The sequence below is a fragment of the Xylanibacter ruminicola Ga6B6 genome (assembly GCF_000687715.1).
GTDB classification, from domain to species: Bacteria; Bacteroidota; Bacteroidia; order Bacteroidales; family Bacteroidaceae; genus Prevotella; species Prevotella ruminicola_B.
Genome location: NZ_JHXD01000017.1, coordinates 14,013 through 28,346 on the forward strand (window position 1 = coordinate 14,013; position 14,334 = coordinate 28,346).

Genomic DNA, 14,334 nt, shown 5'->3' on the forward strand with positions numbered 1-14,334 from the left:
ATGAAGCAATTTTTGATTATACTTACCATCTGCTTGGGGTCGCTCAGTCTGTCGGCTCAGCAGCCCGTATCGCCTAATGGCAAACTGACTGTTACCAACAGCGGCCAGGGCATCATCGTAAACTATCAGCAGCAAGAGGTGCTGAATATCCCCGTACTGGGCTATGAAGGCATCAAAAGCAATCGGCTGAAATTTAAGCCCATTGGCAAGGTAACAGCCAACTATCAGATGCTGGCAGGCAAAAAATCTACCTGCACCAACGAGGCCAACGAATATGTAGCCAAGTTGAGCGGCAACCTGCAGCTGGTACTGCGCCTGTATAACGACGGTGCCGCCTTCCGCTATGAACTGAGCGGACTGAAAGGCAAGCTGCCCAAGGAGCAGACAGCCTACATGATTCCCGAAGGCACCAAGCGTTGGATGCTGCAGTGGAGCGATAGCTACGAGGGATTCTACCCCATGAGCACCACTGGCAAAATAAAACCTATCGGTAGAATGGCTGGTGTAGTGAAATCCGACGAGGGTTACAACCTGCGCTGGGGATTCCCCACACTGGTTGAGCCACAGGAGGGTGTATTCATGCTGTTATCCGAGGCTAACATCGAGCGTAACCAGGCTGCAGCATGCCTCTACACCGAAGGCGATCTGCTGCATGTAACTCCCGATGTAAACGAGGTAAACCTCAAAGGCAAGTGGCACTCGCCTTGGCGCATCGCTATCATCGGCAGCATGCAGGACCTGATTCAGAGCACCTTGGTAACCGACGTAAGCGAGCCTTGCAAACTAAGCGATACCAGCTGGATTAAACCTGGTGTTGTATCGTGGATCTACTGGGCATACAACCATGGTTCGAACGACTACAATATTATTAAGAAGTACGTAGATATGGCTGTTACCCTGAAGTTGCCTTACGTGCTGATTGATGCCGAGTGGGATGAGATGAAGGACGACAAGACCATCGAGGATGCCGTAGCTTATGCCAACTCGAAGGGTGTTAAACCCATGATTTGGTATAACTCATCAGTAGGCTGGATTGATGGTGCCCCCACACCGAAGTTCCGCCTGAACAAGCCCGAAGACCGTGAAAAGGAATTTGCCTGGTGCGAGAAGATTGGCGTAGCTGGTGTAAAGATCGACTTCTTCTCAGGCGACTGTCAGCGCGATATGACTTACTGTATCGACCTGCTGGAGAGTGCCGCCAAGCATCATCTGCTGGTTAACTTCCATGGTGCCACCGTACCTCGTGGATGGCAGCGCACCTACCCCAACCTCATGTCGACCGAGGGTGTGTATGGTGCCGAGTGGTACAACAACGTGCCCACATTTACCAACGTAGCAGCCAGTCATAACACCACACTTCCCTTTACCCGTAACATCATCGGTCCGATGGACTACACACCATGTACCTTCAGCGATTCGCAGCATCCACATATTACCAGCGATGCCCACGAACTGGCTCTGACCGTACTGTACGAGAGTGCCCTGCAGCACCTGGCCGACAAACCCGAGAGCTATCTGGTGCAGCCTCAGCAGGTACAGGATTTCTTCGGAAAGCTGCCCACCACATGGGATGAGACCCGCTACGTGAGCGGTTATCCCGGCGAGAGCGTAGTACTGGCCCGCCGTAGCGGCAATACTTGGTATGTGGCTGGTATCAACGGTACCGACAACAAGAAGGTGCTCGATGTAGATCTGAGTTTTATCAGTGGCGCCAAGTGCGTGCAGACCTTTGCTGATGCAGATCCAACCCAGTATCAACTGGCAGGCAATAAGGATTGGCTGATTACCAAGGGCAATCAGATACCTAAGCAAATTGCTACACAGCCCCGTGGTGGTTTCGTGCTGGTCATCAAATCACAAAAATAAACATTTTTATGAAGGATTTTAATTTCTATGCCCCTACCGAGGTGGTGTTTGGAGAACAGAGTGAAGAGCAGGTAGCTGCGCTGGTAAAGAAGTATGGCGGCACAAAGGTGCTGGTACATTATGGCGGACAAAGCGCTAAGCGTTCTGGTTTGCTCAACAAGATCTGCGGTTTGCTGAGCGATGATGGCGTTGAGTATGTGACGCTGGGAGGCGTAGTGCCCAATCCCCGTTTATCGTTGGCTCAGCAGGGCATCGAACTCTGCCGTAAGGAGGGTATCGACTTTATCCTAGCCATAGGTGGCGGTAGTGTTATCGACTCGGCTAAGTGTATTGGCTACGGTGTACCTTTCGAGGGTAACGTATGGGATATCTACATGGGTAAGGCCCAACCTAAGACCATGCTGCCCGTAGCAGCGGTGCTTACCATTCCTGCTGCTGGTAGTGAGATGAGCGAAAGCTCAGTGATTACTAATGAGGACGGCGATGTAAAGGTGGGTTACAGTAACAATCTGAGTCGCCCCAAGTTTGCTATCCTGAATCCTCGTCGCACCATGACATTGCCCCCTTACCAAACGGCAGCCGGTGTTACCGATATGATGATGCACACCATGGAGCGTTACTTTACTAAGGACGATGATATGGACTTTACTACCGATCTAGCCGAGGCTGCGCTGCGTAGTATCAAGAACGCCGTATTCCCTGTACTGAAGAATCCGGAGGACTATCGCTACCGTGCACAGATTATGTGGGGCGGTTCGCTGATGCATAACGACCTGACTGGCTGCGGTGCTATCGGCGACTGGGCTACCCACCAGCTGGAGCACGAGCTCAGTGGCATGTTCGACGTAACCCATGGTGCCGGTCTGGCCGCCATCTGGCCAAGTTGGGCCCGCTATACCATGCACGAGAATCTGAGCAGATTTGTGCGTTTTGCCGTTAACGTGATGGATGTACCCAATGACTTTACCGATCCCGAAGGCACTGCCGAAAAGGGTATCCAGGCCATGGAGCGTTTCTATCATGCCATCGGTATGCCTATCAACATCAAGGAGCTGATTGGCAAGGACATCACCGACGAAGAAATCAAGGAGATGGTACGCAAGTGCAGTCGTAACAACACCATTACCTGCGGTAACCTGAAGGTGCTGAAGGCCGAGGATATGGAGGCAATCTACAAAATGGCACGCGGATGAAGATATTAATGATAGGTGGCACGGGTACTATCAGCTCGGCCATCACACGGCAACTGGCAGCTGCAGGTCACGACCTGTGGCTGCTGAATCGTGGCACTCGCAAGAACGAAGTGCCAGAAGGCGTCACACAACTGATTGTTGATATCAACAACGAGTCGAAGGTGCTCGAACTGCTGAGCAAGAAAACCTTTGATGCTGTATGTGAATTTATCGGTTTTCTGCCTTCACAAGTTGAACGCGATGTGCGCTTATTCAAAGGTCGTACCCGCCAGTATGTTTACATCTCGTCGGCATCGGCCTACAACAAGCCCGCCGCCAACCATGTGATTACCGAGGGCACCACACTGGCCAACCCCTACTGGGAATACTCGCGCAACAAGATTGCCTGCGAAGAACTGCTGTTGAAGGAGTATCGCGAAAACGGTTTTCCTATTACCATCGTACGCCCCTCGCATACCTACTGTGAGCGCGGTGTGCCTGTAAGCGTACATGGACCTAAGGGTTCGTGGCAGGTACTGAAACGCATGATACAAGGCAAGCAGGTGATTCTGAACGGCGATGGCTCATCACTCTGGACCGTAACCTGGAACGAGGACTTTGCCCGTGGTTTTATCGGTCTGCTGGGTAATCCCAAGGCCATTGGCGAGGCTTTCCAGATTATGAGCGACGAGCAGCTATCGTGGAATCAGATTTACCAGTGCATAGCCAACGCGCTGCAGGTGGAGCTTAAGCCCTACTATGTGGCTTCGGAATTTCTGGCTGCCACATCACCCAAGGAGTGGGACTTTACAGGCAACCTGTTAGGCGATAAAAGCGTGACGGTGATGTTCGACTGCAGTAAACTGAAGCGCGCCGTGCCAGGTTTCCAGGCCACTACCCGTTTCGACGAGGGTGTACGCCGTTGCGTACAGTACATCCTGGCACATCCCGAACTGCAGATAGAGGACCCAGAGTTCGACCAGTGGTGCGATCGCGTTATTGCCGCACAAGAGCAAGCCAAGCGCTCTATCTGATGTTTTAGGCACGAATTACGCGAATTTCACGAATTTTTTATGTTGATGTAAAATTTTTCGTGTTAATTCGCGTAATTCGTGCTAAAAAAATTGTACCTTTGCACCCAAAATTTAAGAGCATTATGGAATCTAAGTTAGTAATTTACAATACTTTGACACGACAGAAGGAGCGTTTCGAGCCCCTTCACGCCCCCAACGTGGGTATGTATGTTTGTGGTCCTACCGTGTATGGCGATCCCCATCTGGGACACGCCCGTCCTGCGATTACTTTCGACCTGGTGTTCCGTTATCTGAAGCACCTGGGTTATAAAGTACGTTATGTACGTAATATTACCGACGTAGGTCACTTGGAGCACGATGCCGACGAGGGTGAGGATAAGATTGCCAAGAAAGCCCGCCTGGAGCAGCTGGAGCCCATGGAGATTGCCCAGTACTACACCAACCGCTATCATGCGGCTATGGATGCACTGAATGTACTGCGCCCCTCTATCGAGCCCCATGCCACTGGTCATATCATCGAGCAGCAGCAGTTGGTTCAGCAGATTATCGACAATGGCTTTGCTTACGAGAGCAACGGCTCTATCTATTTTGATATCGAGGCTTACAACAAGAAGTTCCAGTATGGTATTCTTTCAGGTCGTTCGCTCGAGAACGTGAAGGATGCCAGTCGTGAGCTCGACGGTGTAGGCGAGAAGCGCAACCAGGCCGACTTTGCTCTGTGGAAGAAGGCTCAGCCCGAGCACATCATGCGCTGGCCATCGCCTTGGAGCGACGGATTCCCTGGTTGGCACTGTGAGTGTACTGCTATGGGTCGCAAGTACCTTGGCGAGGAGTTTGATATCCACGGAGGTGGTATGGACCTGGTATTCCCACACCACGAGTGCGAGATTGCACAGGCACAGGCCTCGATGGGTCACCCTGCTGTAAAATACTGGATGCACAACAACATGCTGACCATCAACGGACAGAAGATGGGTAAGTCGTATAACAACTTCATCACACTCGAGCAGTTCTTCACCGGCAATCACCCATTGCTGAAGAAGGCCTACTCACCGATGACCATCCGTTTCTTCGTGCTGAGTGCTCACTACCGTGGCACCGTAGACTTCTCGAACGAGGCCTTGGAGGCAGCCGAGAAGGGATTGGAGAAGATGATGAACGCTATTGCCGACTTGGAGCGTGTTCAGGTAGCCGACAAGTGCGATGCCGAGACTGAGAAGGTAGTTAAGGCCCTGCGCCAGAAGTGCTACGACGCCATGAACGACGACCTGGCCACCCCACAGGTGATCAGTTATCTGTTCGAAGCTTGCACCGTGGTGAACAAGCTCACCGATCACAAGGCAACCATCTGTGCCGAGTGCCTGCAGGAGCTGAAGGAAACCATGCACCTCTTTGCCGAGGATATTCTGGGCTTGAAGGCCGAGAAGAGCGGCACCAACGATGAGCGCGAGGCTGCCTTTGGTAAGGTAATGGATATGGTACTCGAACTGCGTGCTAAGGCCAAGGCTGATAAGGACTGGGCTACCAGCGATAAGATTCGCGATGAACTCGCAGCAGCCGGTTTCGAGGTGAAGGACACCAAGGATGGTGTTACCTGGAAACTGAACAAATAGATAAAACAAACAAGTATCTCTTATGAAACTCAAAACACTATTGGCAGCCCTGCTCTTAGCGGGGTTTGCCATTAACACAAAAGCGCAAACCACCGACGAAGATATGGATGCCAAGTATGCCACCAGTCTGGTACAGCCAGGCACTGTGGCTCCCGACTTCACCATGAATACCCCCGACGGCAAGCCCTTTAGCCTCAGCTCGCTGAAAGGCAAGACCGTAGTACTTGATTTCTGGGCCTCGTGGTGCCCCGACTGTCGCAAGGATGCGCCCGAGGTGGTACGTCTGTACAACGAGTTTCACTCCGACAAGGTTGAATTCGTTGGTGTATCGATGGATACCAACGTAGAAGCTTGGCAGAAGGCCATCAAGCAGTACGGCATCAGCTATCCCCAGGTGAGCGAACTGAAGAAGTTTAAGGAAACCGATATTTCTAAAGCCTACGGTGTACAGTGGATTCCATCAATGGTAGTGGTATCACCCGAAGGCAAGATTCTGCTCTCAACCGTACAGTATCAGAAGGTAGAGAAACTGCTGAAAGGTATCAACAAATAAACATGATAAAGGTATGAAACAAGTTATCAGCACCAATCAGGCACCAGCTGCCATCGGTCCTTACAGTCAGGCCATCCGTGTAGGCAACCTGCTCTACACCTCAGGTCAGATACCCATCAATCCTGCAACAGGAAGTTTTGTAGAGGGTGGCATCAAGGAGCAGACCCGTCAATCGCTCACCAACATCAAAGCCATTCTTGAAGAAGCAGGCTTAACCATGGCCCATGTGGTGAAGACAACCGTATTTATGGCCGACATGAACGACTTTGCCGACATGAATGCCGTTTATGCCGAGTTCTTTGCTGAGCCATATCCAGCCCGTTCGGCTGTGGCTGTAAAAACACTGCCTAAAGGCGCTTTGGTTGAAATTGAAGTTGTAGCTGCTGAATAAGCTACAACTTCACCGATAGATTAACATAGATATTACGCCCCTTCTGGGGGATATGGTTCCAATCCGAATAGGTAGAATAGTAACGATCAAACAGGTTATCAACACCCACATGGATATTAGCTACAACCGTATGGATGTTAAACTGATAACCGGCACTGATATGCCATACAGCATAGCCTGGTGTAAGACTCTCGCCATATTTATTGCTGTAGTTGCTCTGTTTGCCAACCAGTTCGCCACCCAATTCTCCTTCCCAGTTCTGATGGAACAGTTTCAATGCCGTAAGATAGGTAAAGGGAGCAATCAAAGGCAGATGAGCCCCAGTGCTCTCCTTGCCATAACTGTAACTCACCTTATTGTCCCAACGCAACCAGGAAAGAGGGGTGACACTGAATGTAAACGCAGTATTCACAATCTGCGCATGTTTTAGGTTCTGGTAAACCTTCACACCCGGAGCTCCGATAGTCATAGCCGACAATCGGTTATCGGGTGTACCGATAATGTAGTTATGGAAAAGAAATGCATTCACCTCTAGGCGAGTATCTATCACATCATTCTGCCACGAAGCCGATGTATTCAACTCAACCGCACTTTCGTTCTTAAGGTGGGGATTACCAATGTAATCATAACGGTCGAAGGCATTATTCAGGAAGTATCCAAACGACTCGGTAACCGATGGTGCACGATTACCGTATCCTGTTCCAGCAGCCAATCGCCAACCATTATTCTGCCAGGCATAGCTTACAGACACACGTCCCATAAAAGTACGCTTGCTACGTTCCACACCTGGGAAAAATATTTCCAAGGCGTGGTAGCCTTCATCGCTATTAATACGTTGCTGCTGCCAAGAGCCTTTTGCCGACAGATGGATACTATGCGTATCAGACAAACGGATATTATCAGACAACGACAAACCGCTGTTGAAAGTACCCACATCAGGCCACGTAAGCATGTACATGGGTTTGGCCCCCTCAACATACATGGTCATATCAGCAAAAAGGGTATTGTAATAGCAATCAAAATTAAGCTGATACTGATGGTTACCCCTTGAGCCCTCGAGCAGACTATAGAGTCCGGCCGTACTGCTTTTACCAGGCATATCCATGTGAATAATCACGTCGGGGCGTGTGCTATCATCCATATTATGGGTGATATGATTATAGTACACCTTGGTTTCCCATCGGTAGAAAAGCCCCGCAAGCTGCTCCCTGCGATAAGAAAGCGACGTGATAAGTCCTGTAGCATCGCTAACATCCATATTCAGGGCCGGATAGCCAACATCGGTGGCACGGTCGAAAATGACCGTACCCTCTACGATGTGGTTTGGGGCTGGACGGAACCCCAGGTTCAGAAACGAATTGACTTTATGGAACTTGGAAAAAGGAACATCCTGATGTCCACCAGCCCTGTAATTATCTGCATCACGATAAAACGCGCCGAAGTTGGCATAGAACGTCTGCGACGAGAACGCAGCATCGGCACCATACACCTGCAGATGGCCGTTGGCTTCATACCCAGTAGTAAGGTTAAACTCCTGAGGAGCAGCATCAAACCCCGACTTACGGAGTTTCAGATCAATACTTCCGCCGATATTACCTGTTGCCTGTGGATTGCCATCAAGGCCCGAATCCAGTCTTACGCGCTGCAGGTTACCACTTTCTACATACGACGTTACAGGATCCATCTTATCGGTACAAGCATAGAATATCTTCATACCATCGATAGTTGTACTCAATCGCTCGGTAGACATATTGTTTACCACCGGTTCCCAGGCATATGCGCCTCGTTTCACCATGGCAACATTGTTCAACTGCAACAGATGCTCCTCTATCGATGCTGTACGCCCCTTGCCAGCCACCTTGCGCTTGGAACCGACAGTCGAGGTGATAGTCACCTCGTTAATCGATGCTTCTTTCTCGATACTGTCGGTTGGCAAAGCGGTCAATACATTACTATAATATAACGCTCCAATAAATATTGCTATACCCGCTGTCATTATTCTCTCCTCCTGCTACGATGTTACCTTCTTTGTCCTTTACAACCAGATGAATATCCCACAGGCCTGTCATAGTAAGGTTTAGCTTACCTTCGTATATGCCTGATGGTTGTTTGGTAAGAGCCACATTATCGGGCGAAGAATGATTGCCCATATCGGGCATAGTGGGTATAATTTCGATAGTAAACTCCTGATCAGCCAATGGCCAAGGTTTGGCTTTCTCAGCATTCTGCTGCGATACGTATGCCTGAATAGTGTTTATACCAGTCTGGAAATCATTAGGATTTACCAGCGAGAGGTAGTAATTTACATCCTGATATTTGAACGACTTAATCCACTCCTGGCCTGTAGCATTGGCCGAAACCTCGATAACACTACCGGTATGGGCAACCGTTTTATTCTGGGTAGTTGCCTTGTATCCCAGTTCCCAATAGCCCATACTGCTACTACTCATTACGAAAGATATCCACGCGTGCTGTACGGCAGGGAATGTTTCATCGTAAAGGCTGCTCTCTGTAGCCGTTGGTGTTGAGTGCTTCATACCTTTCTCGGTCATGGTCATCACGGGACTTATCTCTGTGACAGAGAAATTACGAACAAAACCTTGATTAGAGATTTTTGTCAGCGCAAAAAACACATCATTATAGCCTGCATGCAGTTTGCCACCTCGCGAGTAAACGCTCAGGGCATATTTCTCATCGATTGTGTCGCGTAGCGATTCAATCTCTTTCAGATAACCGTTGTGCAGGAAAGTATATGCCAGGAATGTCTCTTCAGCATTGCAGCATTCGTCGTCTTCGGTTGGTATATTGATAGGTACTACTGGATCGTCACTACCTCCGCAGGCAGTGAGTGCGAAACCTGAAAACAGCAAAAAAACTATCGCGCTAATTCTTGTAAAAACTCTCTTTTCCATAATCATCATCTCCTTTTTATTTCTTTTCTTCTATTAACTGCTGCCATGGGGCGATGGTACTTGTGTGGATATCACCCTCACGGTAAAGAACTTCTATCACTTTCTGTATCGCACAGAGATTACATCCGTCGCAGTGACTAAAATGATAACGGGCGTAGATATCACCACACGTAATGGATCCCTGTTGCTTCTTAAACTCATCATATACTTCAGCTGCCAACCGCAGATGTTTCTCCTTATCGCCACTGGCATAAAAACCTAAGGCTGCAATGGCACCGGTAAGTGCGCCACAAGTGCCTTCGCCAAACTTATGACCGATACCACCAGAGAACGCCTCCGACATGCTTCGAAGTTGTTGCTCGCTTAGTGGACTGCCCAGTGTAGCGGCGATAGAGGTTAGTGAGAGTGCCGAGCACCCATAGTGCTGTCCGTACCGCTGCTCCAGTTGCAGCTTCACTTCTGCTTTCAGCGAGTCGAGCGTCTGATGTCGGCTTACAGCAGGAAAAGCGGCCGGACGAGCTATGCGTAGTGAGTCTGCCTGTGCATTGGTAGCACAAACGGTTACCGGCCAAGTAGCCAAAGCGAGTAAATATGCAGGCTCATACTTCATCATTATTGTCTTTTAAAACTACCACGTACGATGCGATGCTCGAATGTCTGTGTATCCTTGAAGAGGTTGTACATGGGGCAAATCTTCTCAACAGCCTCGATCCACTCTTTCACGGCCTGAGCACTTTCGGGTGTCTTCACATGCAAAGTGTAGCGCACGTTCTGTGGAGCAATCGACACCTTCTCAAAGCCCTTGCGACCTGCTCGTGGATCCCATTCTGCCTCGACGGTCAGCGAGATTGAATCCACGTCGAGTGCGCGTTCTGCTGCCTGTCCCAATGAGATGTGAGTGATACAGGTGCCCAGAATGCCCAGCACACCCTCGATTGAGGTAAAACCGAGATTGGTACCACCCAGATAAGCAGGATTATCGTGCAGAATGAGATACTTATCATTTACGGTTAGCTGACGCACACCATTGGGGAAAACCTTTACCCATGGGCCCTGCTTTGGAGCAAGTGCTTTACGCAAGGCATCTGCGTCAGCCTTTGGATTCTTGGCTTTTGCTGCTTCTGCTTTCGCCTTGCTTGCCTGCAGCGCCTGACGCTTACCCCAGATATACTCGCGAAGTCCAGCCAAGGTGGCGCCTTCAACCTTCTTCTCGCGTGGTGACGACTTCTGATCGATAATCAGTTGAGGCACTACGGCAGCCTTCACCAGAGTGGCTACAGCCGAGTTCTGCTCTGCCAATACTGCCAACTTTTCCAACTCAGCATCCGAGGCAGGTGAATCAATATAGATGGTGTAGAGGAAGTTGCGTGGATACCACACACGATTAGTCTTCACCTTATCGGGCTGACCGTGGATTTCGATAGTCAGCGAGTCGATATCGATACCCAGCAGCGCAGCCTGATTCAGATAGCTATCGGCAAGGTCGGAAGCAAATACCGCCTGTGCCGTTGTTGGCGTATCAACACCCGAATCCTGTCCACCATGGGCATAGCCACAGTCGCCAATATAATGAAACTCTCTGATTCGGAGTTCACGTACACCCGAGCGGTTCTTGGCGGTGACGTTAGCAGTCAGCGTCACAGGCTGCAGGTCGCTGGCAGGAATAGCCTTCCAGGCTTCGAGGGCCACCTTACGCTCCCTCAGGTGGTTACGCAACGAAGGGGCATTCTGTTCCAACTTGGCTTTCTGCTGAGCCGACTTAAAGATGTTGAGAGGCCCCTGTGCGAGTGCACTACTAACCTGCAAAGCAAGGGCTGCTGTAATGATAACAATCTGAGTCTTTTTCATAATTTCTTCTATTTTTAATGATTACTTATTCTTTGCTATTACTCTTTTTATACCTCCTTTGATTTCCTGCGCATTGGTTACCAGATTGTAGATGGGACATCCACGCTCGGTATCGGCAACCAGCTGACGGATCTCAGCCTCACTGCGTGGACTGCTTATCACCACACGCATCTGTATGTCGGTAGGATAAAGTGGGGTTTGCTCGTAGCCTTTGCGACCGCTGCGTGGGTCGAACTGGGCAGTGAGTGCCACGTTAAGGGTGTCAAGCGGAATTCTATTGCGAGCTGCGGTTCCCTCTGCCACATGGGTAAAGCACGAACCAAGCAATCCGATATGACTCTCAACCGCAGTAGGTCCAAGGTCGTTTCCGCCGAAAATCTGTGGATGATCCTGCAACACTCTGTGATGGCGTACTTGCAGTACGGTTACACCTGATGAGGGATTGATGAAAGCACTTGGACCATCTGGATTCAGATAGCTCTCGCTCTGAGCAGGCGTGAACTCGTTCTTACGAGAGTAAGGATAGTCGTATGCATAGCCACCAAACTTCGCCTTATCGGGACGCTGACCGCTTTCACGAAGCTGCTTGTTAGCCTCGCCTTTACGCGTTTCCCACTCAATGAACTCACGCAAACCTGGTTGATAGGTAGGTGGAATCACCAAATCCTCGGCACTCTTATGCAGTTCAACTGTTGTGTTTACCTTATGCGCACGGATAGAGAACTGATAAAGTGGTGAGTTTTTCTCGGCCAGTAGGCGCAACTCCTCAAGTTGCTGGTCAGAAGCAGGCGAATCAATAAAGATGGTATAATCCAGTCCCCAGTTCTGCAGCGAATGCCCAGTCTGCTTGATATTGATGGCAAGCGAGTCGATGGCAACCCCCTTGATAGCAGCCTGTGTGACGTAGCTGTCGATGATATCACCGGCAATAGCTGCAATCACATGGTCGGGAGTACCAATTCCCAGGTCGAAGCCACCATTGTTGTAACCACTGTCATTCAGATACTGATGCTCACGTATAATCACATGACGTGTGCCGGCACGCTGCTCTGCTGTGGCAAAAGCTCTGATAGTGATGGGTTGCAATGCTGCAGTAGGGATAGCCCTGAACTGATTGACTGCTGCCTTGCGACGCTTAAGCAGGTCGCGAAATGATGGTGCACTCTTCCAGGCTTTCTGAAAATAGCCTTTATCGGTGATGGCCTTATTCAAACGCTGATCGTTTTGTTGAGCAAGTGCCCCCGTGAGGGTAGCACTTGCAATTACGGCTGACAAAATTAATTTTTTCATATTGCTCTCTCTTTTTTTTGTTTATTCTCTGCCTACATAGGGGTTGGTGGTGATGTCGGAACCATCGTAGCCATAGTTCTGCCAGAGGTTGGGGTTAACTACTCGTTGTGCTTGTGGGATGGGGAAACGATAATGCTTGAAATCAATCGTCTGCTTGTTATACTCTGGGAAGTTCTTGGCCAAAGCACTATTCTTAATGGTCTTCACCAGAATCTTCCAGCGCTTCAGGTCGAGCAGATGTTTCTGCTCCAGGACGAACTCCCATGAGCGTTCCTGAATGATTGCATTCTTAAAGCCATCGTAATTCAGACCAGTCTCCAGGTCGTGTGCCTGTGCTGTAGCGCTGTTAACCTCTTCGCGGAAAGCACGGCGACGCACCTTGTTGAAGGCATCATAGGCCTGCTGATTAGGCTGTCCGTCACGCTCGTTGATAGCCTCGGCCAGTACCAGATACACCTCAGCCAGACGGATCACCTGACGGTTCATAGCACGGTCGGCAGCACTTGTCTCAGGCCTGTCATGGTCGATGTACTTGTTGTAGCGTGAGAAGCCCGACTCGCGGATGCCATCACCGTCGGCATCAAAATAGAAGTGGAAATAGTTCTGTGTAGAAGGACGCCAAAGTGAGTCGGCAAATGATACCTCCTTGCGCTGATCACCCGGCAGATATGAATTCTCGACGGTGTTGTCCGGACCTGGTGCGATATGTGGCAGCGACACGCTGTAGCTGGTTGAGAACGAGCAGTGGCACAGGTGGTTATTGCCCGAAGCATCGCCATCGCGTGTGCTTGATCCCAGATAGAACTGGATGGCAAATATGCTCTCCTTACCATTTCGGTTCTGGTTGTTCCAGTTGTCGTAGAAATTCTCTTCAAGACGATATTCGTTCGAATCGATCACCTGCTGTGCATACTGAACCGACTTGCCGAAATACTCCTTGCGCTGCGCATCGGTCAGTTCGTCATCCACCTGAGCCCAGGTCAGGTAAACCTTTGCCAAGGCTGCCAAGGCTGCACCACGCGAGGCACGACCGATATCACCCTGACTCTGCTTACTGCGCTCAGGCAGTCGGGCTGCAGCATCCTCAAGGTCGGCCACTATCTGCTGATAGACCTCTGTCTCCGAGTTTCTTACTGCATTTGTACCGCCATTGCTGCTGGTGATGACAGGCACTGGCCCCCACAGCTGCACGGCATAGTTCAGATAGTAAGCACGCAGAAACTTGGCTTCGCCTATCACCTGCGATGCAATCTCGGGTGACACGCCTGCAGGATTAGTCTGCAACTTCTCGATGGTATCGTTAGCACGTGCCAGCGAGGCATATACAGCACGCCACAGGCTCACCACATAGGAGTTGGTTCCATCCCATGAGAGCAGTCCTAACATGCCACCTCCACCATTAGGATTCTCACCGCTCACGGTGGTCTCGGTAGTGAGGTCGATAAGATACATGTAAGTAGTGGCCAGTTCAATATCCGACGAATATACGGCATTAACAAGTGCCTTGGCATCTGCATCGCTCTGAGGAAGATTGCTTTCGGCCAGCTCGCTCAGGTTACCCTGATCCAACGACTCGCACGATGCAAGTGTCAAGCCGAACACCACGCCTGCCAACAGAGATTGCGCTGTATGATATATCTGATTCTTTTTCATTT

The 14,334-nt window shown here is 50.2% G+C and carries 12 protein-coding genes; 6 read left to right on the top strand and 6 right to left on the bottom strand.

Annotated features, from left to right (window positions below; all coding sequences use genetic code 11):
* The 6 genes from T500_RS0110525 to T500_RS0110550 all read left to right on the top strand — a co-directional run bounded on the left by T500_RS0110525 (nucleotide 1) and on the right by T500_RS0110550 (nucleotide 6,629).
* A complete protein-coding gene (locus T500_RS0110525) occupies nucleotides 1–1,866 on the top strand; it encodes a glycoside hydrolase family 97 protein (protein ID WP_028908079.1) in 1,866 nt (621 codons plus the stop codon).
* A gap of 8 nt (nucleotides 1,867–1,874) precedes the next feature.
* Complete coding sequence (locus T500_RS0110530; protein WP_028908080.1) at nucleotides 1,875–3,059, top strand: iron-containing alcohol dehydrogenase; 1,185 nt, start codon at nucleotides 1,875–1,877, stop codon at nucleotides 3,057–3,059.
* The gene (locus T500_RS0110535; protein WP_028908081.1) at nucleotides 3,056–4,072 is read left to right on the top strand and encodes an SDR family oxidoreductase; all 1,017 of its coding nucleotides are present in this window, start codon (nucleotides 3,056–3,058) and stop codon (nucleotides 4,070–4,072) included. Before T500_RS0110530 ends, T500_RS0110535 begins: the two co-directional genes overlap by 4 nt.
* A gap of 122 nt (nucleotides 4,073–4,194) precedes the next feature.
* Nucleotides 4,195–5,685: a cysteine--tRNA ligase gene (gene cysS, locus T500_RS0110540; protein ID WP_028908082.1), complete on the top strand. Its 1,491-nt coding sequence runs from the start codon at nucleotides 4,195–4,197 to the stop codon at nucleotides 5,683–5,685.
* Nucleotides 5,686–5,707: 22 nt separating this feature from the next.
* Complete coding sequence (locus T500_RS0110545) at nucleotides 5,708–6,238, top strand: peroxiredoxin family protein (protein WP_028908083.1); 531 nt, start codon at nucleotides 5,708–5,710, stop codon at nucleotides 6,236–6,238.
* Nucleotides 6,239–6,251: 13 nt separating this feature from the next.
* Nucleotides 6,252–6,629, top strand: a complete 378-nt coding sequence (locus T500_RS0110550) for a RidA family protein (protein WP_013063066.1) — start codon at nucleotides 6,252–6,254, stop codon at nucleotides 6,627–6,629.
* Nucleotide 6,630: 1 nt separating this feature from the next.
* Here T500_RS0110550 and T500_RS0110555 read toward each other — a convergent pair whose 3' ends face one another.
* Genes T500_RS0110555 through T500_RS0110580 form a run of 6 tightly spaced genes read right to left on the bottom strand, consistent with a single transcriptional unit; the run spans nucleotide 6,631 to nucleotide 14,332 of the window.
* Complete coding sequence (locus T500_RS0110555; protein WP_196243502.1) at nucleotides 6,631–8,565, bottom strand: TonB-dependent receptor; 1,935 nt, start codon at nucleotides 8,563–8,565, stop codon at nucleotides 6,631–6,633.
* A gap of 16 nt (nucleotides 8,566–8,581) precedes the next feature.
* A complete protein-coding gene (locus tag T500_RS0110560; RefSeq protein ID WP_196243503.1) occupies nucleotides 8,582–9,541 on the bottom strand; it encodes a FixH family protein in 960 nt (319 codons plus the stop codon).
* Nucleotides 9,542–9,557: 16 nt separating this feature from the next.
* On the bottom strand, nucleotides 9,558–10,154 hold the full coding sequence (locus T500_RS16460; protein ID WP_051612020.1) for a C-GCAxxG-C-C family protein: 597 nt from the start codon (nucleotides 10,152–10,154) through the stop codon (nucleotides 9,558–9,560).
* A complete protein-coding gene (locus tag T500_RS16465; RefSeq protein ID WP_051612021.1) occupies nucleotides 10,154–11,389 on the bottom strand; it encodes an OsmC family protein in 1,236 nt (411 codons plus the stop codon). Before T500_RS16465 ends, T500_RS16460 begins: the two co-directional genes overlap by 1 nt.
* A gap of 21 nt (nucleotides 11,390–11,410) precedes the next feature.
* Nucleotides 11,411–12,679, bottom strand: a complete 1,269-nt coding sequence (locus T500_RS16470) for an OsmC family protein (RefSeq protein ID WP_080694864.1) — start codon at nucleotides 12,677–12,679, stop codon at nucleotides 11,411–11,413.
* A gap of 21 nt (nucleotides 12,680–12,700) precedes the next feature.
* Nucleotides 12,701–14,332: a RagB/SusD family nutrient uptake outer membrane protein gene (locus T500_RS0110580; RefSeq protein ID WP_028908086.1), complete on the bottom strand. Its 1,632-nt coding sequence runs from the start codon at nucleotides 14,330–14,332 to the stop codon at nucleotides 12,701–12,703.
* Nucleotides 14,333–14,334 lie beyond the last annotated feature (2 nt).